At 63.6% G+C, this 26,379-nt stretch carries 20 protein-coding genes; 6 read left to right on the forward strand and 14 right to left on the reverse strand.

Features of this window, described 5'->3' with window-relative positions; all coding sequences use genetic code 11:
• From ATI53_RS07380 to ATI53_RS07400, 5 genes are all read right to left on the reverse strand, one after another.
• The coding region (locus tag ATI53_RS07380; RefSeq protein ID WP_211315392.1) for a transposase at positions 1-259 on the reverse strand (259 nt) is incomplete at its 3' end.
• A gap of 43 nt (positions 260-302) precedes the next feature.
• Positions 303-668, reverse strand: coding sequence for an MBL fold metallo-hydrolase (locus ATI53_RS07385; RefSeq protein ID WP_111550090.1), 366 nt, complete (start codon positions 666-668; stop codon positions 303-305).
• Between the two features lie 244 nt (positions 669-912).
• Entirely contained in the window at positions 913-3,558 is a 2,646-nt protein-coding gene (locus ATI53_RS07390) for a TrlF family AAA-like ATPase (protein ID WP_170134540.1), read from the reverse strand.
• A 416-nt stretch (positions 3,559-3,974) separates the two neighbouring features.
• Positions 3,975-5,072: an AAA family ATPase gene (locus tag ATI53_RS07395; protein WP_009502403.1), complete on the reverse strand. Its 1,098-nt coding sequence runs from the start codon at positions 5,070-5,072 to the stop codon at positions 3,975-3,977.
• A 313-nt stretch (positions 5,073-5,385) separates the two neighbouring features.
• Complete coding sequence (locus ATI53_RS07400) at positions 5,386-7,893, reverse strand: adenosylcobalamin-dependent ribonucleoside-diphosphate reductase (RefSeq protein WP_111550091.1); 2,508 nt, start codon at positions 7,891-7,893, stop codon at positions 5,386-5,388.
• A 144-nt stretch (positions 7,894-8,037) separates the two neighbouring features.
• Between ATI53_RS07400 and ATI53_RS07405 the strand changes: the two genes are divergently transcribed.
• Positions 8,038-8,469 (forward strand): DUF1489 family protein, encoded by a 432-nt coding sequence (locus ATI53_RS07405; protein WP_111550092.1) that lies wholly within the window; start codon positions 8,038-8,040, stop codon positions 8,467-8,469.
• Here ATI53_RS07405 and ATI53_RS07410 read toward each other — a convergent pair.
• The 8 genes from ATI53_RS07410 to xdhA form a co-directional block, all read right to left on the reverse strand.
• Complete coding sequence (locus tag ATI53_RS07410; RefSeq protein WP_111550093.1) at positions 8,466-8,963, reverse strand: YdcF family protein; 498 nt, start codon at positions 8,961-8,963, stop codon at positions 8,466-8,468. The genes ATI53_RS07405 and ATI53_RS07410 overlap by 4 nt on opposite strands.
• A gap of 98 nt (positions 8,964-9,061) precedes the next feature.
• Positions 9,062-10,132, reverse strand: a complete 1,071-nt coding sequence (locus tag ATI53_RS07415) for a BMP family ABC transporter substrate-binding protein (protein ID WP_009502407.1) — start codon at positions 10,130-10,132, stop codon at positions 9,062-9,064.
• Positions 10,133-10,166: 34 nt separating this feature from the next.
• Entirely contained in the window at positions 10,167-11,075 is a 909-nt protein-coding gene (locus tag ATI53_RS07420) for an ABC transporter permease (protein WP_009502408.1), read from the reverse strand.
• Complete coding sequence (locus ATI53_RS07425) at positions 11,075-12,160, reverse strand: ABC transporter permease (protein WP_009502409.1); 1,086 nt, start codon at positions 12,158-12,160, stop codon at positions 11,075-11,077. Before ATI53_RS07425 ends, ATI53_RS07420 begins: the two co-directional genes overlap by 1 nt.
• Positions 12,161-12,256: 96 nt before the next feature.
• Positions 12,257-13,780 (reverse strand): ABC transporter ATP-binding protein, encoded by a 1,524-nt coding sequence (locus tag ATI53_RS07430; protein WP_009502410.1) that lies wholly within the window; start codon positions 13,778-13,780, stop codon positions 12,257-12,259.
• A complete protein-coding gene (xdhC, locus tag ATI53_RS07435; protein ID WP_111550094.1) occupies positions 13,747-14,691 on the reverse strand; it encodes a xanthine dehydrogenase accessory protein XdhC in 945 nt (314 codons plus the stop codon). The genes ATI53_RS07430 and xdhC overlap by 34 nt, the downstream gene beginning before the upstream one ends.
• Positions 14,681-17,113: a xanthine dehydrogenase molybdopterin binding subunit gene (gene xdhB / locus ATI53_RS07440; protein ID WP_111550095.1), complete on the reverse strand. Its 2,433-nt coding sequence runs from the start codon at positions 17,111-17,113 to the stop codon at positions 14,681-14,683. The genes xdhC and xdhB overlap by 11 nt, the downstream gene beginning before the upstream one ends.
• On the reverse strand, positions 17,110-18,471 hold the full coding sequence (gene xdhA, locus ATI53_RS07445; protein ID WP_009502413.1) for a xanthine dehydrogenase small subunit: 1,362 nt from the start codon (positions 18,469-18,471) through the stop codon (positions 17,110-17,112). The genes xdhB and xdhA overlap by 4 nt, the downstream gene beginning before the upstream one ends.
• Positions 18,472-18,732: 261 nt before the next feature.
• Between xdhA and ATI53_RS07450 the strand changes: the two genes are divergently transcribed.
• On the forward strand, positions 18,733-18,942 hold the full coding sequence (locus ATI53_RS07450; protein WP_009502414.1) for a hypothetical protein: 210 nt from the start codon (positions 18,733-18,735) through the stop codon (positions 18,940-18,942).
• Between the two features lie 42 nt (positions 18,943-18,984).
• Positions 18,985-22,509: a DNA polymerase III subunit alpha gene (dnaE, locus tag ATI53_RS07455; protein ID WP_111550096.1), complete on the forward strand. Its 3,525-nt coding sequence runs from the start codon at positions 18,985-18,987 to the stop codon at positions 22,507-22,509.
• A gap of 78 nt (positions 22,510-22,587) precedes the next feature.
• Here dnaE and ATI53_RS07460 read toward each other — a convergent pair whose 3' ends face one another.
• The gene (locus ATI53_RS07460; RefSeq protein WP_009502416.1) at positions 22,588-22,791 is read right to left on the reverse strand and encodes a SlyX family protein; all 204 of its coding nucleotides are present in this window, start codon (positions 22,789-22,791) and stop codon (positions 22,588-22,590) included.
• Between the two features lie 262 nt (positions 22,792-23,053).
• On the opposite strand from ATI53_RS07460, the gene hisS reads away from it, so the two are divergent.
• Genes hisS through hisG form a run of 3 tightly spaced genes read left to right on the forward strand, consistent with a single transcriptional unit; the run spans position 23,054 to position 26,294 of the window.
• Positions 23,054-24,526, forward strand: a complete 1,473-nt coding sequence (gene hisS / locus ATI53_RS07465) for a histidine--tRNA ligase (protein ID WP_111550097.1) — start codon at positions 23,054-23,056, stop codon at positions 24,524-24,526.
• Complete coding sequence (locus tag ATI53_RS07470; RefSeq protein ID WP_009502418.1) at positions 24,517-25,605, forward strand: ATP phosphoribosyltransferase regulatory subunit; 1,089 nt, start codon at positions 24,517-24,519, stop codon at positions 25,603-25,605. Before hisS ends, ATI53_RS07470 begins: the two co-directional genes overlap by 10 nt.
• Positions 25,602-26,294, forward strand: a complete 693-nt coding sequence (gene hisG, locus ATI53_RS07475; protein WP_009502419.1) for an ATP phosphoribosyltransferase — start codon at positions 25,602-25,604, stop codon at positions 26,292-26,294. Before ATI53_RS07470 ends, hisG begins: the two co-directional genes overlap by 4 nt.
• Positions 26,295-26,379: the final 85 nt, after the last annotated feature.

Below are 26,379 nucleotides of genomic sequence, written 5' to 3' on the forward strand. Positions count from 1 at the left end.
CGACCCGGGCGCGCGGCACCCGCACGGTCTGGGTCCCGAAGGTGCCGGTGAGCTGCCGCTCGCGGTGTCCGTGGCGATACCCCTTCGCCGGGCTGCCCGACCGGCCATAGCGCAGGCGGCCGAGAAAGGCGGCCAGCTCCTCCTCGAACATCGCCTCGATGGTGAGGCGGACGTTCGCCCGAAGGCGATCCTCGATCGGGTCGAACCCGGCCTCCCCGGCCAGTAGCGCAAAGCTCGCGGTGTCGGTAATCTGGGTCATGGCGTGATCTCCCTGGCGGTTGGCGCCGCCGGTTGGGTGGGTTTCAGGTCACCCGGAGATTACGCCGCCTTCGAATTTCCACCACTTCCGCGACACGACCCCCGCGGGAAATATCACGCGCGATGGTTGCGACTAGGGCTTCCTCATTAAGATAGGGCAAGATCACTTCGCGGACTTTTACCTGCGAAAGTAAAAGATCGACACCGTTGACGTGGTCGCTGTCGAGGTGAGAAAGAAAAAGTAGGTCGATTTCGCTGTCTCTGGCGATGGAACCGACCTCTCGCTTCAACGCATCGGCCTGATTGGAGCCGCAGTCATAGACCCAGCGTAGCGGTTTATGACCAAGCGTCAGCTCGCCGCAATGCAAGCCGCCCTGACCAACTGCACGCTGCACCATCCTCACTTGCATCTATCGTCTTTCCTTCAAGATTTCGGTCTTAGTAGGGTCAAAATGCTTGACCGCTCTTCAGTAACTTGATGCCTGTCAAAGGCTTGCCCCCGCGAAATGGGTCAGCCCTTTGCTGACAGTCGCCGATTTGGTTATCGCGGCAGTGCAGCGTCCCCGAACCGGTCATCCATGGCGGCTCGTAACAAAGCCAAGGGAGAATGTCGTTGGGAGGTAGGGTTGAAACGCTTCGACTTTTTTAACGTAGTCAAGCGCAGCGGGATTTCCAGATTTGATAAATCGTCTTACGACGCTCAAATGCCTCCGGGCCGCCCTCCATAATGGAGATGACGTTGGCCTGGCAGGACTTATCGTCAATATTTCCGACTGATATGGCGATTTCATCATCTCGGAAGTGGCATGTAGTAATGGTTTCGGCATCTCCAAGTACCGGGAAATTCGCGTTGTGCGTCGCGAAGATGAATTGCTGGTTCGGCTTGAGCCAACGAAGCAGTTTGACAACCTCCTCGTAGACGGTCTGGCTATCAAGATCATCTTCTGGCTGGTCGATGAGCAGAAGATCATTCTCCTTCTGGCTAAGCAGGAAGAGCATCATCGCCGAGGCGCGCTGGCCCAGAGAATGAGACAAGAGTGCCTTGCCGTGATACGTCACTGAATAGCTGTTGGGTACCTGATAGGCGGTGAGTGAGTAGAGATTTGCTATGAAGAGCTTTTTGAAGTCCTGGCTCTTCCCCTTCGCGTGAGCACAAGCCTTTTCGAGGTCTTTGAAAACCTCGCCAAAATCCGAATAAGCCTCGGAAAGGTCATTGTAATATTCCTTGCGGAGGTTATTTCCTCGAAGCAATCCGTCAATATGGGCCTTAAAGGCGTTGCGGTCTCCCTTGAACGCTGCCTCCACTCTCAGTGATCCTTGCGATTCATTGATGATTTCAAGCGCCGCCGCGATGAGTTTGAATTCATCGTGCCAAGCGTTATTCAGCGAGTTCATGGCCGTCAGAACGGCCTCAAGTCTTGTTCTTTCCTTGCCCGTCCGGTTGGCAAGCTCGGCGATTCCAGTTTCAAGCTCCTGCTTGCGCTGAGTGAGATTGATATAGGCATTCGGCTGGATCGAGGTAACGCCCTGTTCCTCCAACGCCTTGACCAGCTCCCGCTCGGTCTCGGCAAATTCTTCCTTCAGGCCGTCTCGCACGCCTTCAAGCTCTTGGCGCAGTTCATCTAAATCGGTGGAATTAGTCTTGATCGTAGCGGCAAGGGCCTTGGCTGTCGCAACCGTGCCTTTTAGTTCTTTCACCTTGGCCGCATAGCGCGTGAAGAAATCTGTATTCTGATCGGAGGAATGAACTTCGATCAGTTTGAAATTTTCTTCGGTCTGGTTTGCCGCATCATCAATCGTCTTGCGCCAAGCCTCAGCTGTCTCGTGAATGCCCTGACAGTAGGTCAAGTCCTCGTTATAAACCAGTTGTTTTTCAAGCTTGTCCTTGACGCCATGCTTGTCAAATTGCTCCAAGTTGAATTTGACATCCTCAAGTTCATCTTCTAGCGCCTGCTTGTCCTCTGCATCGCTTCGCGCGGAATGGAAGTTCTCTATCGCCGTTTTAAGTTCGCCTGCGCGCTCCTCGATCTTTTGCCGCACGCCCTTAAGGCTATCCCCCATGAGCTTTTCGACAAGATCGTGCCCGAAGCCTTTCCCAGCAGCGGCGAGGTCCTTCTGCCCGAAGTAAAGTGGCTTGGCGATAATCGTTTCCCTAATAGAGACTCCCGGGCGCAGCACGCCATCGACATAGACATCTGGAGAGTGCCCCCAAATGCGTCTCACCTCAAAGCGACCGCCATGCCGATCGGTCGCTTCAACAATCACCTTGCCGCCGCTTTTCAGGACATGGGGCAGGAGTTTGTCCTTGTATTCCTTGTCCTGCGCTTTTTCGCCAAAGGGGATATCAAGGGCATAACGCACGCTTTCCAGGATAGAGGATTTTCCGCTGCCCTGGATGCCGATCAGGCAATTCAGATGCGGGGAGAAAGTAACGCGACTGCCATCCAGCAACCCGCCTTCAAAGCGAACGGCGTTGACATGGGAATGCCCTAAGGACGGAAATTCCGACGCAACGCGGAAAGTATGATCGGTCATGGCAAACTTCACGGCATCGAAGCCAACATCGCCAAGCTTCAGATAGACCCTTCTGCCTTTGCCGATTGCGGTTATTTCTTTTGCATCAGAGCCTTCTACTTCGGCTGGATATTGATCGCCCCACCAGCCCTTGACCTTCGTGCGGCAAACGCTGTCCGGCTTGTCATGGGTGCGAACCTTCTGGAAGCCCAGAGCATATTTTTGAATGAGCGGCTCAACGGCAAGCTCGCCCATTCGGCCGCCGCTTAACTCTTTCCACAAGCCGCTATTGGCCTCGACGTGTGCGAATATAATGAAAAAGTCGCGGTTGTATGCTTCCAGCTTCTTCAGCGTCTCGATTACGTCGTCGTTGCTGCGCCCGTTTTCCTGCTCGTATTGCGCGGGGACCTTGCCAGCGAATGCAACGCCAAGAAACTGGTTGATGTAATCCTGACCCTCGGCCAACCAAGCTTCGGAAAATACCACAAGTGTGTGAACACCGTTTGCGCCGTCCTTGACGGACAGCTCCACGCCAGGGAGCACACCGATACCGGATTTGCGCGCCCTTTTGCGCAGCGCCTTAAATTCTTCGAGGTCAAATTTGTTGTGGTTGGTGATGACAGCAAGGCGTATTCCGGCAGCTTCAAGCGCCTCTACATAGCTTGCGACGAAACGGTCATCATCGCCGTCATAGCGAAATTCCTTATCTGCTCGAGTGTGCAGGTGAAAATCTGCCCTTACCCATTGTGCGCCATGTTCGAAAACTTTCTGAAGAGCCTCACTCAATCTTAAAATCCTGTGATAAAATCATTTTCCGGCAATGAAACCACGCAATGAGGGGTTGTGTAAAGTCAAAAGCCGACTGGTCCCAGGATGTCCAGCGCGGCGCGCGAGCGGCGGCAGTGTGACATGTCCTGAGGTGCAACAGCGACTGTGTCCGAGCTGTCCCTGCAACTGTGATGCAGGGACTTGGGAGAGCCGACGATCCTCTCGTCAAGGGGCCTCGAGTTCGCTTCCATGCCCTGGCACGGATGGTGCCGCACATGCAGAGAAGGTCCGTTTTCCGCCCTTCGTGTCGGCGCCTGACGTAAAGTTGCGCCTTGCAGGAATGCCGCTTGGGCTGCCCCCCCCGCCAGCTGCTGCCATCAGCCCAAGCGACTACTTTGGTCTTGGCCGACCTAAGGCGCGCTCGCCTCGACCACTCAATGCGACAGTGGGCTGCTTGCCATGGCCTCTGCCCTCTCCAGCATCCTGGACACATGGCGCAGATTGAGATCATGCTCCCCGGCAACCTGGTCGATCACCTCACAGATCGCGCCCAGGGCAGAATCAGACAGCCCCCGTCGTGCGCCCTCGCGCTCCGCGAAGGAGATAAGGTCTCCCTTGCCTGGGCCCGCGAGGCGCAGGATTTCCAAGCGGCTCAGGAACGGAGCCGGAAGCGTCGTCAGGCTGTTCGAGGTCAGGACCCAGCTGATCCAGGACATGTCGAAGCCGACCTGGTAGTAGGGGCACTTCCAGGCCACGGAAGACGAGCGCTCCAGCAGCGCCAGCAGCCCGTCGGCCAAGCCGTAGGCCTGCCCCTTCGTCGAGATCGGCGTACCGGCCTTTTCGATCTCGTCGATCACCACAATCGGGTTCGCGCAGAGGCTCTGCACGATGGTTTGCAAGGGCCGTCCCGGGAAGGCCGTGCCCCAACCGCGTTGCGACCCGTTCACGACGAAGGAGGCCTGCTCTGCGGTCCCCTCGATGCCACAGCGCGGCACACCGAGATGGCGCCCAAGTTCGCGCGACCACACGCTCTTGCCGAGGCCCGGCGGACCATCGAGCAGCACGGGTGGCAGCCGGAAGCCTGGCTCCCCCACACGCACCGAGCGGCGCATCGCCTTCCAGAGGAAGTCGGTGGCAGCCGCCATCCAGGGCATCTCGGCATGAATGGCCGCGGCGATCTCATCGGCGCGGTGCTCACTGGCGATGCCGACCAGATCCGCCCCGCCGCGGAACACCTCAAGGGCGCGCCGGTCATCCGAACTGAGATGGCTGAGTCCGGAAGCCTTTGCACGCGCACCCATGACCCGGCGCGCACGGCGCAGCACCTTGTTGCGGTCCTTTTCCGAGAGCGGCACGGCGATGAGGTCCTCGTTCCAGCGCAACTCATCTTCGAAGTCTCCCGGAACCTTTGGGGACACCCCGTCCTGAAGGGCACGGAGCTTGCGCAGATGCCACTCGAAGCGGCGTTTAAGGGCGAACTCGTTCTCGTCGGGATCAGCGAAGCGCGCATCGATAAACTTGATCTTCGTCATGGGGGCCTTTCTGGCGCAGCGCGCCATGCCCTCAGGCAGAGGTTCTGCTGGAGGGGGATGTTGGAAAGAACCCGGCCGGATTTGCCCTGAGGGATGCCGAAAGCGCGACTGGCCGTCAACGGCGCCCACCAGGGCGGAGCACTGCTACGGCGCATACAAGGCCGCAAATCCGCCAGTCTCGCAAGTCATTGAAATAAAAAGAAACCACAGACTGCAGCGCAGCCGGTGGTCATTAATCCTGTGCCGGAATGGTCAAATTACCCCGGAAATGGACAAGATATGTTGGGTCTCACACAAGTAAAAACTCAGTATTTCACCCCGAACACTTCGAATGTCCGCAGCTGCTGCACGTCATGCAGCCCTCTAGCATCATCATCGAGTACTGGCCGCACGAGGGGCACGCCTTTCCGCGCGGAGCGTCAAGGTTCACCACCTGCGCCGTCGGATCGGACTTGAGACCCATTCCTTCGCCCTCAAGAAACCCTGTCGCCAGGAAATGCCGTTCGATAACACCGCCGATCGCGGCAAGGATCGACGGGATGTACTTGCCCTGCACCCAGGCACCGCCGCGCGGATCGAACACGGCCTTCAGCTCTTCCACGACGAACGACACATCCCCGCCCCGGCGGAACACCGCCGAGATCATCCGCGTCAGCGCCACCGTCCAGGCGTAGTGCTCCATATTCTTCGAATTGATGAACACCTCAAAGGGCCGGCGATGGCCACCCACCACGATGTCGTTGATCGTCAGGTAGATGGCGTGCTCGCTGTCAGGCCATTTCAGCTTGTACGTCTGTCCCTCAAGCGCCTGCGGACGGTCCAGCGGCTCGGCCATATAGATCACGTCGCCGTGAGGCACATTAGGTTCTCTGGCGGGGGTCGCGACGGCTTCGGGCGTGGAATCGTTGCCAACATCCATAGCGTGAGTAAGCCACATCACAGGCACATCGAAACAAGCAGCAAGACGCTCGAGAACGGACAGCGGCGCGACACCTCCGTCCTCATAGGATATAATATCGGCCTGTGACACTCCGACAGCGGTTGCTAGCTGCGGCTTGGTCAGGCTTTTTCGAAGGCGCTCGTCTGCCAAACGCTGCCCCCAAACCTTGTAGGATTTCGGCGTCTCTTCCGAGACCGACAAAACCGACCCCGTCACATCATTGGGCCGATAGGTGGTACACCCCTTGCAGCCCATTTCATAGGCCTGCATGTAGACGTCCTTGAACGCGTCGAAATCGATGTCCTCGGGGCAATTGATGGTCTTGGAAATCGACGAATCCACCCATTTCTGCGCCGCCGCCTGCATGCGTACATGGGCCTGCGGGTCCAGCGTCTGGGCGTTGACGAAATAGTCGGGCAGCGGGGTATCGCCCTTGAGGTCGCGCCACATCTGCACGGCGTAATCCACCACCTCTTCCTCGGTGCGCGTGCCGTCCTTTTGCAACACCTTCCGGGTGTAGGCATAGGCAAACACCGGCTCGATCCCGGACGACACATTCCCCGCATACAACGAGATCGTCCCGGTCGGTGCAATCGACGTCAGCAGCGCGTTGCGGATGCCATGGGTGCGGATCGCCTCGCGCACGTCGTCATCCATGTTCATCATGTTGCCTGACGCAAGATATTTTTCCGCGTCAAACAGCGGAAAGGCGCCCTTTTCCTTCGCCAATTGCACCGACGCCAGGTAGGCGGCGCGGGCGATCCGGTGCAACCAGTGCTCGGCCTGACGCGCCGCTTCTTCGGTGCCGTAACGCAGCCCCTTCATCAGCAGCGCATCGGCAAGCCCGGTGACACCCAGTCCGATCCGGCGCTTGTTGCGGGCCTCTTCGGCCTGCGCGGGCAGCGGGAATTTCGACGCATCGACCACATTGTCCATCATCCGCACGGCGGTGCCGACAAGTTCGTCCAGCTCGGAATCGTCGATCCCGGCGCCCGCCTCGAACGGCGCCGTCACCAGACGCGCAAGGTTGATCGACCCCAGCAGACAAGCGCCATATGGCGGCAGGGGCTGCTCGCCGCAGGGGTTGGTGGCGCAGATTTCCTCGACGTAGTTCAGGTTGTTGGCCTTGTTGATCCGGTCGATGAAAATGACACCCGGCTCGGCGTAATCATAGGTGGCCTTCATGATCCTGTTCCAAAGATCGCGCGCCTGCACCGTGCGATACACCCGACCGTCGAATTTCAGATCCCAGCTGCCGTCCACCTTCACCGCCTCCATGAACGGATCGCTCACCAGCACCGACAGGTTGAACATGCGCAGGCGGGCAGAATCGGACTTGGCGCCGATGAACTGCTCGATGTCCGGGTGATCGCAGCGCATGGTGGCCATCATCGCGCCACGGCGCGACCCCGCCGACATGATCGTGCGGCACATTGCGTCCCAGACGTCCATGAACGACAGCGGCCCCGACGCATCGGCGGCGACCCCCGCGACGGGCGCGCCCTTGGGCCGGATGGTCGAGAAATCATAACCGATTCCCCCCCCCTGCTGCATGGTGAGCGCGGCCTCTTTGAGCATGTCGAAAATGCCGCCCATGCTGTCGGGGATCGTGCCCATCACGAAACAGTTGAACAGCGTCACCGAACGCGCGGTGCCGGCCCCGGCGGTGATGCGCCCGGCGGGCAGATAGCGAAAATCCTCCAGCGCCGCGTAAAACCGGTCTTCCCACCGCGCCGGTTCCGCCTCGACCGAGGCCATGTCGCGCGCGATTCGGCGCCAGGTGTCCTCGATCGTGACATCCAGGGGCGTGCCCCCGGCATCCTTGAAACGGTACTTCATGTCCCAGATCTGTTCGGCGATGGGGGCGGCGAAACGGCTCATGGCAGCGGATTCCTCAGAGTGGCAGACATGCCTGATAACAGCCACCATCCTAGCACGTCCAGCCCGTTCGGAACAGCAGCACACCATCTCTTGAAACCGCGCTGGACGTTCCTACAATATGCTGCGGCCCACCGGAGGATTCGCGTGACCAACCCGACCCATCTCATCAAGCTCAGCGTGGGCACCGAAAGCGTCGAGGGCCTTGCGGCCTGGCAGGCCTCGCCCCAGGCGCAAACCGATGACGGCCAACCCCGCCACGTCACCCGCATGTTCCCCAAACGCGAAGCCGACGTGCTGGACGGGGGCAGCATCTACTGGGTGTTTCAGGGCCTGATCCAATGCCGCCAGCGCGTCCTCAGGCTGGATCGCGTGACGGGCAGCGATGGCATAACCCGCTGCGCCATGGTGCTGGACCAGGATCTGATCCGCGTCAGCCCGGCCCAGCGGCGCCCGTTCCAGGGCTGGCGCTACCTCGCCCCCGCCGATGCCCCGCCGGACCTTGCGGCAGGCCGCCAAAACGAAGACTCCCTGCCCCCCGAACTCGCCGGCGCGCTGGCCGAAATCGGCGTGCTCTAGCGACCCTTGCCACTGAGAAAGTACCACCCCAATGCCGGGATCTCGCGCAGCACCGCCTTGACCTGTGGCCCCGGCCGCGCGCCCGTCAGCGCCACAGCCACGCCGCGCGCCGAAACCCCAGAGCGCCGCGCAACCATCAGCGCCCGTGGCAGGTGGTAAAAGTCGCTTACCACGATCACCTCGCGCGCCCCGATCTGGCGCAAAACGGGGCGCGCGAACTGGATGTTCTCCAGGGTCGTGGTCGATTGATCTTCGCAAAACACCACGCTGCGGGGCACACCCGCCTCATGGCACAGCCGCGCGATCACCGCGGCTTCAGCGGGCGCGTGGGCGCCCTGTCCACCGCAGGCGACGATCGCCCGCACCCGCCCCCCGGTCCAAAGCCGCGCCCCCGCCAGGGCCCGCCGCCTCAGCGCTGGCGACGGCATACCTCCGGACCACACGGCTGCCCCGAGCACAAGCGCCACCGGAAGATCGTCGCTCCCCGTCTTCATCTTGCCAAATAAACTCCCGCCGGAGGCATCCCGCCCCCTCAAACAGAAACACCGCCGGCGCCTGCGCGCCGACGGTGCCATCAGACCTGAAACAGACCTCAGTTCGGGATCTCGCCCGACACCCCTTCGACATAGAAATCCATGCCCGCCAGCGTGCCGTCATCGGCCACCTCGCCCTCGGCCAGCCAGGCCGACCCGTCCTGCTTGTTGATCGGGCCGGTGAAGGGGTGGTAAGCGCCCGAAGCAATATCCTCCTTCATCCGGGTGACATGGGTCAGCGCATCCTCGGGGATCGGGCCGGTGAATTCACCGATGCCGACCATGCCGTCGCCGATGCCCTGCCAGACATTGTGGCTTTCCCAGGTGCCGTCCAGCACCGCCTGCACCCGTTCGATGTAATAAGGCGCCCAGTCGTCGATGATCGACGAGATGCGCGGGGTCGGCTTGAACTCTGCCATGTCGGCCGCCTGACCGAACCCATAGGCCCCGGCCTTTTCCAGCACCGACAGCGGCGCGGTGGAATCGGTATGCGCCAGCACGACGTCCGCGCCCTGATCCAGCAGCGCCTGCGTGGCGTCCGCCTCTTTGGCGGGGTCGAACCAGGTGTTCAGCCAGACCACGGCGATCTCGACATCGGGGTTGGCCTGCGCCGCGTGCAGGTAGGATGAGTTGATGCCGCGAATGACCTCGGGGATCGGGAAAGACCCGATGTAGCCGATCTTGTCGGTCTCTGTCATCGCCCCGGCCAGATAGCCGGTGATCGCGCGTCCCTCGTAGAAACGCGCCGAATAGGCCGACACGTTGTCGGCGGTCTTGTACCCCGTTGCGTGTTCGAATTTCACATCCGGGAATTTCTGCGCCACATTGATCGTCGGGTCCATGTAGCCGAACGAGGTGGTAAAGATCAGGTCGGCCCCCGACAGCGCCATCTGGGTCAGGACGCGTTCGGCGTCGGCGCCTTCGGGCACCGATTCCTGTTCGACAATCTCGATCCGGTCGCCGAAATGGTCTTTCATCTCCATCGCGGATTCATGATGGTGCTGCGACCAGCCGCCATCGTTCACCGGACCGACGTAGACAAAGGCGATCTTCGGCACGTCCTGCGCAAGGGCGGCGCCGGCGGCAAGGCTCAGCGCGGCGGCAGAGGCAAGAAGGGTTCTGCGGTTCATGTGACGTGGTCTCCCTGTCGTTTTCAAAGATGCCTCAGCTTGAGGCGTGAAAGGAACGGCCCAGAGATGCGGGCGCGCCCTGCACCCCGCGGGCCGAGATGATCACCAGCACGATAATCGTTATCAGGTATGGCGACATGGACAAGAGTTCGACAGGCACGGTGGTGCCCGCCGCCTGAAGGTTCAGCTGAATGACGGTGACACCCCCGAACAGGTACGCCCCGATCAGCACGCCAAATGCCCGCCAGGACGCAAAGACCACGATCGCCAGCGCGATCCAGCCCGCGCCCGCCGTCATGCCTTCGGTCCATTGCGGCACGCGAACAAGGCTGACATAGGCGCCACCCATCCCGGCGCAAGCCCCGCCAAAGGCGATCGCGGCCATGCGCACCCGCACCACCTTGTAGCCCAGTGCATGGGCGCTGGCGTGATCCTCGCCCACCGCGCGCAGGATCAGCCCGGCACGGGTGTATTTGAGAAACGCCCAGACCGCCGCGACCAACGCAAGGCTGACATAGACCATGATGTCATGCGACAACAGCATCCGCCCCAGCATCGGAATATCCGACAGCAAGGGCATGTCGAGCTTGCCCAGAGCAGGCGCGCGCTGGCCTTCGTAGTGCGATCCGATCAGCGCCGACAGGCCCAGCCCGACCAGCGTCAGCCCCAGCCCCGTCGCCACCTGGTTCGACAACAGGTACTGTGTCAGGAACCCGAACGCGAGCGACAGTACCGCCCCCGACACCGCCGCCCCGGCAAAGCCCATCAGCGGCGAGCCAGACGTCACGGCAATGGCAAACCCCATGACCGCACCCGTGATCATCATGCCCTCGACCCCAAGGTTCAGCACCCCGGATTTCTCGACCACCATCTCTCCCAGAGCAGCCAGCAGGATCGGAGTCGCCGACACCATGATCGAGGCGACAAGCAGCACGGGGTCCATCAGGCGGCCTCTCTGCGTAGCATGCGCACGCGGTAATTGGTGAACACATCCGTCGCCAGCAGGAAGAACAGCAGCATCCCCTGAAACAGTTGGATCGACGCGCCGGGCAAACCAAGCATCAACTGAGCCAGTTCACCGCCGATATAGGTCAGCGCCATCAACAAACCGGCGGCCAGGATGCCAAACGGGTTCAACCGCCCAAGGAAGGCGACGATGATCGCGGTGAACCCATAGCCCGAGCCAAAGTCGATGCTGACCTGCCCCGCCGGGCCGGTGACCTCGAACAGCCCGGCAAGCCCGGCAAGCCCGCCCGAAACCCCGAGGCACAGGAACACGATCCACGCCGGGCTGACGCCCGAAAACCGCGCCGCGAGGGGGGCTTCGCCCGTCAGTCGGACGTTGAACCCCTGGATGTGCCGCGCCATCATCACATAGGCCGCGATGACGGCGATGAACGCTGCGGCGACGCCCCAGTGCATACCTGTGCCCGTCAACAGCTCGGCATTGTAAACGGCAGACCACTGCTTGAAATTTCGCGAGCCGGGAAAGCCCATGCCCTCGGGGTTGCGCAACCAGCCTGCCGAGGCGGAGGCAAGAATGTTCTCGGCCACATAGACAAGCATCAGAGACACGAGGATTTCGTTGGTGCCGAAACGTGTCTTGAGCACCGCCGGAATCATCGCCCAGGCCCAGCCGCCAAGCGCCCCGGCAAAGACCATCAGCGGGAACAACAGGACACTTTGCGACGGATAAAACGCCAGCCCCACGGCAGCGCCCGAGACCGCGCCCATGATATACTGCCCCTCGGCGCCGATGTTCCAGATCCCGGCGCGGAAGCCGATGGAAAGCCCGATCGCAATCAGGATCAGCGGCCCAGCCTTGACCAACAACTGTGGTCGCGAATAGTCCGCAAACTGCGGATGAAACAAAGGATCCCAGAAAATCGTGCGGATCGCCTCGACCGGCGGCTTGCCCAATGCCCAGAACATGAAACCGCCGACGATCATCGTCAGCCCCACCGCCAAAATGGGGCTGAGCGCGGTCCAATACCCCGAGGGCTGCGTGCGTTTTTCCAGCCGGATCATCGCGCCACCTTTCTGCCGCAAAGATTTTTCGTACGAAAAATCTTGATCTCGCGCGGAAAGAAGAAATTTCGTACGAAATTTCTTCGGCTCCCCCCATCAGCCGTCTGCATGGACGACCTCCATGTCATGCGCACCGCCCATCATCAGACCGATCTTCTCGATATCCAGATCGGCCACCGCCCGCGTGGGTGACAATCGTCCCTCGTTGAGCGCCCCGAAACGGTCCGAGATTTCCATCAGCTCGTCCAGATCCTGACTGATGCAGATGATCGCGGCCCCCCTGGCCGCCAGATCCAGCAGCGCCTGCCGGATCGCGGCGGCGGCGGCGGCATCTACGCCCCATGTCGGCTGGTTCACCACGAACACGTCGGGGTCCTGTTCGATCTCTCGCCCCACGACGAATTTCTGAAGGTTTCCACCAGACAGCGACCGCGCCGTGACATCCGCTCCCGGCGTGCGCACATCATAACGGGCGATGACGTGGTCGGCAAACGCCTGCGCCGCCGTCCAGTCGATGAACCCGTTCTTCACCAGCCGCTTGCGCCGGGCCCCCGTGAGCACGGCGTTTTCGGTCAGACTCATGTTGGGAGCGGCGGCATGGCCAAGCCGCTCTTCGGGCCCCGAAAGCAGTCCCGCCTCGCGCCGTTTGGATGGCCCGTCGCGGCCGACGTCGCGCCCCTTGAACCAGATCGTCCCCTTGGGCGCCAGCCGCTCTCCGGACAGCGCCATCAACAGCTCGTCCTGCCCGTTGCCCGCAACGCCGCCAATGCCAAGAACCTCTCCGCCGCGAACTTCCACTGAAATCTCGCGCAGGGGCGTTCCGAAGGCCCCCGGAGCCGGCATCGATAGCGCGTCGCAGCGCAAAAGCACCTCGCCCTTGGCGCCTGCTTTCGGCTCGGGCGCGGCGAAGCTGGATCCGACCATCATCTCGGCCATCTGACGTGCGGTGACATCGCGCGGCGTGCAAGTGCCGACATTCTTCCCCAGCCGCAGGATCGTCGCCTCGTCGCACAGCGTGCGGATCTCTTCCAGCTTGTGTGAGATATACAGAATCGATGTGCCTTCGGACTTCAGCTTGTTCAGGGTCTGGAACAAAATCCCGACCTCCTGCGGCGTCAGCACCGAGGTCGGCTCGTCCATGATCAGCAGGCGCGGGCCTTGCAGCAGGCAGCGAATGATCTCGACCCGCTGGCGTTCGCCCGCCGACAGAGTGCCGACCACCCGGGAGGGGTCTAGCGGCAGCCCGTAGGTTTCAGACACGGCGCGGATCTGGCGGGCGAGGTCGCGCATCGCGGGCGGGGATTCCATCCCCAGCGCCACGTTCTCGGCCACGTCCAGCGCATTGAACAGCGAGAAATGCTGGAACACCATGGCCACGCCCGACTTGCGGGCCTCCGACGGCTTGCCGGGGCTGTAAAGATCGCCGTCGAGCCGCATCTCGCCCCTGTCCGGCTTTACCAGCCCAAAGATCATCTTGACCAGCGTCGACTTGCCCGCCCCGTTTTCGCCAAGCAGGGCGTGGATCTCGCTTTTGCCGATATCGAACGAGACGTCATCGTTCGCGACGACGCCCGGATAGGTCTTGGTCAGGCCCCGGAGGCTGAGAAGTGTGTCGGGCACGCCAGGCTACTCCCTTTTCCGTGATGGAGTAGATGCCCAGCCACACCGATGGCAATGGCCTGAGGGTGTTTGCCATAGTCTTTTTGCCCAATCGGGCAGCAAATGCGCAAAATCTGCGCATCTTCGTGTCCGAGCGCCCGCAGACGCGTCCGGAACCGGGCCCATTTGGTGCCTGAGCCGATCAACCCGGCCCAGCCAAAGCGATGCGACAAAAGCGCGTGACACAGCATGAAATCAAGCTCGTGACTGTAGGTCAGCACCAGATGTTCGCCCCTGTCCGGCGCATGCGACACCAATCGCGCGGGATCGGCGGCAGGCACGGTTGTGACGCCTTCGGGAACCTCGGCGGGAAAGCGCGCCGCGCTGGTATCGACCCAGCTGACCGCCAGATCCGGCAGAGGCGCCAGCACCGACACCAGCGCACGCCCCACATGGCCCGCGCCCCAGATCCAGACATCACGCGACGGGCGGGTGACCGGCTCGACAAACCAGCCCTGCACCAATTGCGGCTGGACAGTCGCGCCCTGCGCCCGCGCGCGGTCGCGCAGGCGCGCCACCGCCAAAGGCATCGCCCCAATGCCGCGCGCGATCACCTCGCACCGCTCCAGCGCCGCCAAGGCGGCGGCATCGTAAACCTCTGTGAGCAGCACCACGGCCCCGCCACAGCACTGCCCCAGCTCCGGGCCCAACGAATGCCGCGACAATCCCTGACGGGCAAATGCCGCCCGTGCCGCCATCAGTTCCAGCGCGCCGCCACCGATGGTCCCCGACTGCGCGCGCCCGTCGTCCCAGACCAGCATCGCCGCGCCTACCTCGCGCGGGGCGGATCCGGCGACCTCGGCCACCACGACGCGCGCGACACGGCCGTGCCGCGTCACAGCCGCCCGCAATCCGGCCAGATCAAACCCCATCCTGCACCTTGCGAATCGCCATCAGCACCCGTTCGGGCGTAGCAGGGGCATTCAGATCCGGATAGGCGCTGCCGCAGGCCGCAACCGCATCGGACAACGCCAGAAACGCCGAAATACCCAGCATGAATGGCGGCTCCCCGACCGCCTTGGACCGATAGACGGTCTCTTCGCGGTTCGGCCCATCCCAAAGCGCCACATTGAACACCTCGGGGCGGTCCGAACAGGCCGGGATCTTGTAGGTCGATGGCGCATGGGTGCGCAGACGCCCCCTGTCATCCCAGACCAGTTCTTCGGTGGTCAGCCAGCCCGCCCCCTGCACATAGCCGCCCTCGATCTGGCCGATGTCCAGCGCGGGGTTCAACGAGGCCCCCGCATCGTGCAGAATATCCACGCGCAGGATGCGGTATTCGCCAGTCAGCGTGTCCAGCACGACCTCGGTGCAGGCCGCCCCGTAGGCAAAGTAGAAGAAAGGCCGCCCCTGCCCCGCGATGCGGTCCCAATCGACATTGGGGGTCTTGTAGAACCCGGTGGACGACAGGCTGACGCGGCCCTCGTAACACAGCCGGGCCGCCGTCGCGAAGCTGATGACCTCGTTGTCCACCCGCACCGAACCGTCGGCGAACATCACATCCGACGCCGGCACCTGGAAAACCTGCGCAAGATGCGCCGCCATCCGGTCGCGGATCGTGTCGCACGCCGCCTTCACCGCCATCCCGTTCAGGTCAGACCCCGATGATGCCGCCGTGGCCGAGGTATTGGGCACCTTGGAGGTATCCGTCGCGGTGATCCTTATGGCGTCCATCGCCACGCCAAAACGCGCCGCCGCCACCTGCGCCACCTTCTGGAACAACCCCTGCCCCATCTCGGTGCCGCCGTGGTTCAACGCAACCGACCCGTCCTGATAGACGTGTACAAGCGCACCCGCCTGGTTCAGATGCGTCAGCGTGAACGAGATTCCGAACTTTACCGGCGTCAGCGCGATGCCGCGCTTGAGCAACGGTTTTTCGGCATTCCACCGCGCGACCGCCTCGCGCCGCGCCGCATACCCGCAATCTGCCGCCAGCTTGGTCGTAAGCTCACCGAGGATGAAATCCTCGACCGGCTGGCCGTAATGGGTGGTCTGCACCCCCGCGGGCGCCGCGACAGGCGTGCCCGACGACACAGGTGCCCCGCGCGACGCAAGATCGCTTTCGGCGATGTCCTGTGTGTTTGGGGCCAGAATATCCTCGGGGGGGGGTGTCGGCGTGTCGGGCGCGCCTCTGTCCGCGCCGTCCACGGGCGCATCCGCATAGTAATTCGCCCGGCGCACCTCCAGCGGATCACGGCCCAGCGCGTGGGCCACATGGTCCAGCACCCGTTCGATCCCCAGCATTCCCTGAGGACCGCCAAAACCGCGATAGGCGGTGGCGCTTTGCATGTTGGTCTTCAGCCGGTGGCTTTCGATCCGCATGGCGGGGATGTCATAGGCGTTGTCCGCGTGCAGCATCGCGCGGTCAGCAACTGGCAGCGACAGGTCCTGCGCCCAGCCGCAGCGGGTATGATGCACGAAATCCACCACCTCGATCCGGCCCGCGTTGTCATAGCCCACCACATAGTCGATGCGGAAATCGTGACGCTTGCCGGTGATCGTCATGTCGTCGTCGCGATCATAGCGCATCTTGGCGGGGCACCCGGTCGCCGCCGCGGCGACGGCGCAGGCCACCGCCAGCGCGTTGCCCTGGCTTTCCTTGCCGCCGAAACCGCCGCCCATGCGCCGGGTCTCGACCCTGACGGCGTGCATCGGCAGGTGCAGGGCATGGGCGACCTTGTGCTGGATCTCGGTCGGATGCTGGGTGGAGGAATGCACCAGCATGTCGCCGTTTTCCTGCGGCAGCACCAGCGCCGCCTGCCCTTCAAGGTAGAAATGCTCTTGGCCGCCCATGTCGATGGTGCCGCGCAGCACATTGGGCGCGCCCGCAAGCGCCGCCGCCGTGTCGCCCTTTTCCCAGGTGCGCGGGCCATCCTCGAACCGCGAATCCGCCGCCATCGCCTCATCCACGCTGAGCAACGCGTCCCGTTCCTGATAGGTGATGCGCGCCTTGCGCACCGCCTTGCGCGCCGCAAGATGCGAACGTGCCGCCACAAGGAACACCGGCTGGCCCAGGTAGCACACCGTCGATCCCGACAGCATCGGCTCATCCCCAAGCGAGGGCGAACAATCGCAGGGCGACGGCAGGTCGCGCGCCTCCCACACCCGGACAACGCCGGGCGCGGCGCGCACCTCGTCAAGGTCGATCGACGTGATCCGCCCATGGGCGATTTCAGACAGGCCGAACGCCAGATGCAGGCAGCCCGCAGGCACGGGGATGTCGTCGATATACCGCGCACGGCCCGTGACGTGCAGCGGGGCGGCATCGTGGGGCAGCGGTTTCGCCACGCTCATGCCCGCACCTTCCGCACATCCGTGTCGGCGCCCAGATCTTCCAGCAGGTACCGCGTCAGCATGTTGCGTGCGGAAACCAGCCGGTAGGACGCGCTGGCCCGCATGTCGCTCAGCGGGACAAAGTCCCGTTCCCAGGCGTCCCAGGCGGCAATCACCGCCTCATCGGTCCAGGGCTTGCCCAGCAACGCCGCCTCGACCTGAGCGGCGCGTTTCGGGATGCCCGCCATGCCGCCAAAGGCGATGCGGGCCGTGGTCACCACGCCGCCGTCAACCTCGACACAGAACGCGCCGCACACGGCTGAAATATCCTGGTCGAAGCGTTTGGACAGCTTGTAGACCCGCAACCGGTCGCGTCGGCGCGGGATGGTGACGGCAGCGACAAACTCACCCGGCCTGCGATCCTGTTTGCCATAGGCGATAAAGAAATCCTCGATCGGCATGTCTCGTGTCCCGTCGCGGTGGCGCAGATGCAGCGTCGCGCCAAGCGCGATCAGCACCGGAGGGTTGTCTCCGATGGGCGAGCCATTGGCGATGTTGCCACCGATGGTGGCCGCCGCGCGCACCTGCGCCGAACCGTAGCGGCGCAGCATTTCGGCGTAGCTGGGGGAATGGCCGCGCATCAGATCCAGCACCCGGTCCATGGTGACCCCGGCGCCGATGCGGATCGCGTCGTCCGAAATCTCGATCTGTTGCAGATCGGCGCAGCGATTGAGAAAGATCACCTCGGGCAGATCGCGCAACTGCTTGGTCACCCACAGCCCCACATCGGTGGCTCCGGCCACCAGCACTGCCTCGGGGCGCTCGGCGTAAAGCGCGGCCAGCGCCTCGGTGGTTTCGGGTGCGCGCGCAAGGCCGGTGACCGGCGGCATCGCGGGTTCCGCCATCCAGTCCGGAACGGGAACCGTTGCAGCGGCACGGGCGGCGCGCACGATGGGCGCGTAGCCCGTACAGCGGCACAGGTTGCCCGCGAGGGCATCGTCATGGTCGGTATCGCCCACCTTGTGCGCCCGTGCCATCGACACAATGAAACCGGGCGTGCAGAATCCGCATTGCGACCCGTGCTGATCGACCATTGCCGCCTGCACCGGATGCAGCGCGCCATCGGGGGCGGCAATCCCTTCGACCGTGCGCAGCGCCTTGCCGTGCAGCTGGGGCAGGAACAGGATGCAGGCGTTGACCGCGCGTGTTCCGCTGTCATCCGTCACCATCACCGTGCAGGCGCCGCAGTCGCCCTCGTTGCAGCCTTCCTTGGTGCCGGTCAGGCCGCGCCGCTCGCGCAGCCAGTCAAGCGCCGTCCGCGTCGGGGACACCCCGTGCAGGTCGACTTTCTCCCCGTTCAGAAGAAAGGAGATGTTCATATGCAATAGACCCGCCGCCTTACCCTGTCCGTCTGCTGCGCGCCCCCGATGCGGCATAGAAGGCGCGCGGACCATCCCTGTGTTTCCCGAAAGCTAGCGAGACCGCTTGAAGCTTGGCAAGGGAAAAACGCCGGTTTTCCGTGCCGGCGGCCAGCTGGTGCCGTGAAACATGTCAGGCCGTGGCCCGCCGATCCCCGGCGCGTGACGGAACCCATGCCCGCCCCGGCGCATTTAACGGGGCAGGCAGGGAAAGGACAGCCGATGAACCGTCTTCAGATTTCACGCATGGCGCGGGCGCTGGTCCGAACCGAGGGCAGCACCAAGGCCGCGTTGCGTGAGGCCGCCCGAGTCATAAGCCAGGAACAATCGCGCGGCCGCGCCGACAAGGCCGACATCTGGCGCGCCATCCGCGACGAGCTGCTCGCGCTGGCCCCGTCAGATGCCCCCGGTGCCGTCGCGGAACGTGGCTGAGCGGCCTTTCGCCCGGCGGGCACTGGGCCTAATCTGGGGGGCATGGCAGATCCCCGATTCATCCACCTTCGCACCCATACCGAATATTCCCTGCTCGAAGGGGCCGTTCGGCTGAAAAAGCTGCCCGGCCTGTGCGCCGCGATGGAGATGCCCGCAATCGCGGTCACCGACAGCAACAACCTGTTCGCGGCGCTGGAATTTTCCGTCGGCGCCGCCGGCGCCGGCATTCAGCCGATCATCGGCTGTCAGGTCGATCTGCGCTACCTCGAACCGGCCCCCGGCGAGCGCCCCAAACCCCCCGCCCCCATCGTGCTGCTGGCGCAGAACGAGACCGGGTATGAAAACCTGATGCTGCTGAATTCCTGCCTGTACATGCGCGGCGACGGCGCGCTGGAACATGTCACGCCAGAGGATCTGGAGCGTCACGGCGAGGGGCTGATCTGCCTGTCGGGCGGCCCCGACGGTCCGGTGGGGCGGCTGTTGCGCGACAACCACCGCGCCGCCGCGCAGGTGCTGCTGACCAGGCTGCATACGATCTTTGGCGACCGGCTGTATGTCGAACTGCAACGCCATCCGGGCGATGACGGCCTGCCGCAGGCGGAACGCCTGTCCGAACGCGGCCACCTTGAAATGGCCTATGAAATGGGTCTGCCTCTGGTCGCCACCAACGACGTGTATTTCCCCAAGTCCGAAATGTACGAGGCCCACGACGCGATGATCTGCATCGCCGAGGGCGCCTATGTCGACCAGCAGGAACCCCGCCGCCGCCTGACACCGCAGCATTACCTGAAGACCCCGCAGGAAATGGCGACCCTGTTCGCCGATCTGCCCGAGGCGCTGGAAAACACCGTCGAGATCGCGAGGCGCTGCGCCTTCATGGCCTATCGCCGCGACCCCATCCTGCCGAAATTCGCCGATGACGAGGTTGCCGAACTGCGGCGCATGGCGAATGAGGGCCTGCAACGCCGCCTGGCAGTGATCCCCCATGCGGTCACGCCCGACGAATATCAGGAACGGCTGGATTTCGAACTGGGCATCATCGAAAGCATGGGCTTTCCCGGCTATTTCCTGATCGTTGCCGATTTCATCCAATGGGCCAAGGATCACGACATCCCGGTCGGTCCGGGGCGCGGTTCGGGCGCCGGGTCGCTGGTCGCCTATGCGCTGACCATCACCGACCTCGACCCGCTGCGCTACAGCCTTCTGTTCGAACGGTTCCTCAACCCCGAACGCGTGTCGATGCCGGACTTCGACATCGACTTCTGCATGGACCGCCGCGAAGAGGTGATCCGCTACGTTCAGGAAAAATACGGCCACGACAAGGTGGCGCAGATCATCACCTTTGGCGCCTTGCTGTCGAAAATGGCGGTGCGCGATGTGGGGCGTGTGTTGCAGATGCCCTACGGGCAGGTCGACCGTCTTGCCAAGATGATCCCTGTCGAAGGCGTCAAGCCGGTATCCATCGAACAGGCGCTGCGCGACGAACCCCGCCTTGCCGAAGAGGCGCGCAACGAAGAGGTCGTCGACCGCCTGCTCACCTATGGCCAGCAGATCGAGGGGCTGCTGCGTTCCGCCGGCACCCACGCCGCCGGTGTGGTTATCGCCGACCGCCCCACCGACCAGCTTGTGCCGCTGTACAAAGACCCGCGGTCCGACATGCCCGCCACCCAGTTCAACATGAAATGGGTCGAACAGGCGGGGCTGGTGAAATTCGACTTTCTCGGCCTGAAAACGCTGACCGTGGTGCAGAACGCGGTGAACCTGATCCTGAAAGACGGCCGGCCGATCCATGTCGCTGCCGATGGCACGCAATTGTACGAACCCGCCGAGGGCGGCGAAAACCAGATGAACCTCATCCCGCTGGACGATGAGAAAACCTATCGCCTTTATGCCGATGCCAAGACGGTCGCGGTGTTCCAGGTGGAATCCAGCGGTATGATGGACGCGCTCAAGCGCATGAAACCCACCTGCATCGAAGACATCGTCGCGCTTGTCGCGCTGTACCGCCCCGGCCCGATGGAAAACATCCCCGTCTATTGCGAGGTCAAGAACGGCCTGCGCAAGATCACCTCGGTTCATCCGTCGATCGACCATATCCTGGCCGAAACCCAGGGCATCATCGTCTATCAGGAACAGGTGATGCAGATCGCACAGGAAATGGCCGGATACAGCCTTGGCGGCGCCGACCTGCTGCGCCGCGCCATGGGCAAGAAAATCAAGGAGGCGATGGACGCCGAACGCCCCAAGTTCGAAAAGGGCGCGGCGGAAAACGGCGTCGCCAGGAAAAAGGCCACCGAGGTCTTTGACCTGCTGGAAAAATTCGCAAACTACGGTTTCAACAAATCGCACGCGGCGGCCTACGCGGTGGTCAGCTACCAGACGGCGTGGCTCAAGGCGAACCACCCGGTCGAATTCATGGCTGGTGTGATGAATTGCGACATCCACCTGACCGACAAGCTGGCGGTCTATTTCGACGAACTGAAGCACGGGCTGAACATGGGCTTCGTGCCCCCTTGCGTGAATCGCAGCCAGGCAACGTTCGACGTGGTGAACCAGGAACTGGTCTATGCGCTTGGCGCGCTCAAGAACGTCGGTGTCGACGCGATGCAGATGATCGTGCAGGGGCGCCGTTCGGTGCCCGAAGACCCCGACAGCCCGGACAAGCCGTTCGCCACCATCTTCGATTTTGCCCGCCGGGTGGATCTGAAACGCATCGGCAAGCGACCGCTGGAAATGCTGGCGCGCGCGGGCGCGTTCGACCAGCTTGACCGCAACCGGCGGCGGGTGTTCGATTCGCTCGACGCGCTGGTGGCCTATTCGGCGGCGGTCCACGAACAGCGCCACTCGGCGCAGGTGTCGCTGTTTGGCGATGCGGGCGACGATCTGCCCGAACCGCGCCTGACCCCCGCCCCCGACTGGCTGCCCGCCGAACGCCTGAACGAGGAATTCAAGGCCATCGGCTTTTACCTGTCCGGCCACCCGCTGGACGACTACATGCCCGCGCTGAAACGGCGCGACGTGATGACGCTGGAAGAGGTCCGGCGCAAGGCCATGGGCGGGGCCTTTGTCGCCAAGCTGGGCGGAGTTGTGGCGGGGCGCCAGGAACGCAAATCGGCCAAGGGCAACCGCTTTGCCTTTGCCCAACTGTCCGACCCGACCGGCGCCTACGAAGTCACGATCTTTTCCGAAACGCTGGAAAGATCCCGCGATCTGCTGGAAACCGGCACCAAGGTGGTGGTCACGGTCGAGGCCACGGTGGACTCGGACCAGCTCAAGCTGCTGGCGCGCAGCTTTGGCCCGGTGGAAACGGTGGTGGCGGACGCCGGCGCGTCCGGACTGCGAATCTTTATCGAAACACCGGGATGCGTGTCGCAGATCGCATCGGTGCTGACCCGCGCGGCCGAGCAGATGCCCAAGGCGGGGCGCGGGCCGGTCCGTCTGTGCCTGTCGGGCCAGGGCCTGCCGGGTGAGGTCGAAATGGACCTCAAGCGCGAATTTCCCGTCTCGCCCGAAATCAAGGGCGCCGTCAAATCGCTTGACGGTGTGCTCGCGGTCGAAGATTTCTGATCGCGAAACCGCCGCTCAGGCGATTGTGAACGTTCCGGTTTCGCCCCGGCGGGCCGACGGGCCCATGCACGTTCCCGATCAGTAATGCGGCGGCCGCTCGTCCCCGATCACCACGCCGCCCCCGGCATCCGACTGACGCTCGGCCTCGCGCCGGGTCAGCAGCTCAAGTCGTCGGGTCAGCCGCGCGATTTCGCGATCCTGCCGGGCAACTGTCTCGGACAGATCGTCGCCCAGTCGTTCCAGATGGGCGATGCGTTCTTCGAGGGCGGAATCGTGCGGCATGGGCTGGCTCCTTTGTGATCCAGATAGGTGCGGTTGCGCGCGATGTCCACGGCGCGCAGGGGGCGCCGCCCCCTCGGCCATGCGGCCTCACCCCCGGAGTTTATCTGGCAAGATGAAGGCAGAGGGCGGTCCTTGTCCATCCGGGGCAAACTGGTCGAAGCGCAAGCCAGCGCCGGCCGTCTTGCGCGACACGCCGCGCCCGTCGCTTGCCCCCTGACGCACAAGCGGCTAAGGGAGGCGCGCATTCCGCAAGGAGCCAGTCATGGCGAAAGACAAGAAAGCCCCCCGCCCCAAGGCCCAGACGCCGAAGGGGTTCCGCGACTATTTCGGGTCCGACGTGAGCGAGCGCGCGGATATGCTGCGCGCCATTGCCGGGGTGTATCATCGCTACGGTTTTGACGCGCTGGAAAGTGCCGCCGTCGAGACGGTCGAGGCGCTTGGCAAGTTCCTGCCCGATGTGGATCGCCCGAACGCGGGCGTGTTTGCCTGGCAGGACGAGGACGAGTCGTGGATGGCCCTGCGCTACGATCTGACGGCGCCGCTGGCCCGGGTCTATGCGCAGCACCGCAACGATTTGCCGCTGCCTTATCGGCGCTATGCAATGGGGCCGGTCTGGCGCAATGAAAAGCCCGGCCCGGGGCGATTCCGCCAGTTTTACCAGTGTGATGCGGATACGGTGGGGGCGGCATCGGTCGCCGCCGATGCGGAAATCTGCGCCATGCTGTCGGACAGTCTGGAAGTGGTGGGCATTGCGCGCCGCGATTACTTGATCCGGGTGAACAACCGCAAGGTTCTGAACGGTGTACTGGAAACCATGGGGCTGGACGGCGACGCGCAGCGCGATGCGGTTCTGCGCACCATAGACAAGTTCGACAAGGTTGGCGAGGCGGGCGTGCGCGCGCTGCTTGGCAAGGGCCGGCTGGACGCATCTGGCGCCTATATCGACGGCGTGGGGCTGAGCGAGACGCAGGTCGATCCGGTGCTGGCGTTCCTGACCTCGAAAGGGACGGATGCGGGCGCGACGGTGGCCAATCTGCGCGCTGCCATCGGCGGCAGCCAGATCGGCACCGAGGGCGTCGATGAGCTGGAACAGATGGGCGCGCTTCTCGCCGCCCAGGGCTACGGCCCCGATCGCATCGTGATCGACCCCAGCGTCGTACGCGGCCTTGGCTATTACACCGGGCCGGTGTTCGAGGCGGAGCTGACCTTTGAAATCCTTGATGACAAGGGCCGCAAGCGCCAGTTCGGCTCGGTCGCGGGCGGCGGGCGCTATGACGATCTGGTCAAGCGGTTCACCGGGCAGGCGGTGCCGGCCACTGGCGTGTCCATCGGCGTCGACCGCCTGTTGGCGGCCCTGCGCGAAAAGGGCCGGATCGGCGGCCCCCCTTTGGGGCCTGTCGTGGTGACAGTGATGGATCGCGACCGCATGGCCGATTATCAGGCCATGGTGGCCGAACTGCGCAACGCGGGCATTCGCGCCGAGGTGTATCTTGGCAACCCCAAGAACTTTGGCAACCAGTTGAAATATGCCGACAAGCGCAATTCCCCCGTGGCCGTCATCGAGGGCGGCGATGAAAAGGCGCGCGGCGTGCTTCAGGTCAAGGATCTGGTGCTTGGGGCAAAGCTGGCCGAAAGCGCCAGCCTTGAGGAGTGGAAAGAGCGCCCCAGCCAATATGAAATTACGCGCGCCGATCTGGTCGCCAAGGTTCGCGAGATCATCGACCAATGGGCCTGACCCTCGCAACCGAGCGCGCCGAGGCTGTTCGCCTGCGTCAGCGTTTCATCGACGCGGGCGCCCAGAACGTCGAATGCGCCATCCTGCAATCGGCGGAAACGCTGCTGGATGTTTACGGCGAAGACATCCGCGCGCGCACCTATGTGACGCAGGATCCGTCGCGCGGCGAGGTGATGCTGCGCCCCGATTTCACCGTGCCGGTGGTGCAGATGCACATGGAAAGCGGCGCCGCCCCGTCGCGCTACACCTATTGCGGCGAAGTGTTTCGCCGGCAAGAGGACCACCCCGAACGGGCCTCGGAGTATTTTCAGGTCGGATACGAGCTGTTCGACGAAAACGATGCCGCACAGGCCGACGCCGAGGTCTTTGCGCTGTTTGCCGACACGCTGAAAAGCTACGATCTGCGCGCGGTGACCGGCGACATTGGCATCCTGACCGCCGCCGTGCGGGCGCTGCGGGTGTCACAGCCGCGCCGGGAGGCGTTGATGCGCCATATCTGGCGGCCACGCCGTTTTAGGGCGCTGCTTGACAGGTATTCGGGGCGCGCGGCCGTCCCGCCGTCGCGCAGCGCCCTGCTTGCGGCGCCGGATCCCATGGCGCATGCCGGGCCACGGATCGGCCTGCGCTCTGACGCGGAAATCGCCGAGCGCATCGCCGCGCTGCGCGCCGAGGCCGCCGAAGGTCCGCTGTGCCTCAGCCAGGTTCAACTGATCGACACGCTGCTTGCGGTGCGCGAAACCTGTTCCTTTGCGCTCGAGCATCTGCACGACATCGCCGTCGACCTGCCCGGAATGCGGCCTGCCGTGGAACGGTTCGAGCGGCGCTGCGAGGCGCTGGCCGCGCGCGGTGTCGACGTGTCGCGGCTGGAATTCGAGACCAGCTACGGGCGCAGCTCGATGGAATACTACGATGGCTTCGTGTTCGGTTTCGTGCCCGCACGCCGCCCCGACCTGCCGCCCATCGCCACAGGCGGGCGCTATGACGCGCTGACCGGACGGCTTGGCGCGGGGCGCTCGGCGCGTGCCGTGGGCGGGGTCATCCGCCCCGGCCTTCTGCTGCAACTGGAGACCACGGCATGACCATCAAGCTGGGGGTGCCGTCCAAGGGGCGGCTGATGGAAAAGACCTTTGACTGGTTCGGCGCGCGCGGCATCACGCTGTCGCGGACCGGCAACGATCGCGAATATTCCGGAGCGGTCGGTGGCATCGCGGGCGTCGACCTTGTGCTGCTTTCGGCGGGCGAAATCCCGCGCGAACTGGCGGCGGGGCGCATCCATCTGGGCGTGACCGGCACCGACCTCATCCGCGAAAAGCTGGTGCAGTGGGACCAAAAGGTCGAACCGCTGGCCGAGCTTGGCTTTGGTCAGGCCGACCTGATCGTCGCGGTGCCCGCGAGCTGGGTCGACGTGAACACGCTGGACGATCTTGACGCCGCCGCCGCCGCCTTTCGCGCCCGGCACGGGTTCCGGATGCGGATCGCGACGAAATACCACCGGCTGATGCGCGACTACCTGCGAATCGGCGGCGTGGCCGACTATCAGCTTGTCGACAGCCAGGGCGCGACAGAAGGCACGGTCAAGAACCTGACCGCCGAGGCGGTGGCCGACATCACCTCGACCGGCGAAACGCTGCGGGCCAACCATCTCAAGGTGCTGGAAGAAGACCCCGTGCTGCGCAGCCAGGCGACTCTGTTCCGCAGCCGGACCGCGCCGATGGACGCCGCCGACCGCGACACGCTGCGCGACCTGACCGAGATCCTGCGGGTCTGATTTGGCCCGCCGACGCGCAACCGCCCGCCGCGCCCTGTTCTTCTCCCCCCTCCCGTGCCACCCTTGACGAAATCGAAAAGGGGAA

Source organism: Salipiger aestuarii, assembly GCF_003259905.1.
GTDB lineage: Bacteria > Pseudomonadota > Alphaproteobacteria > Rhodobacterales > Rhodobacteraceae > Salipiger > Salipiger aestuarii.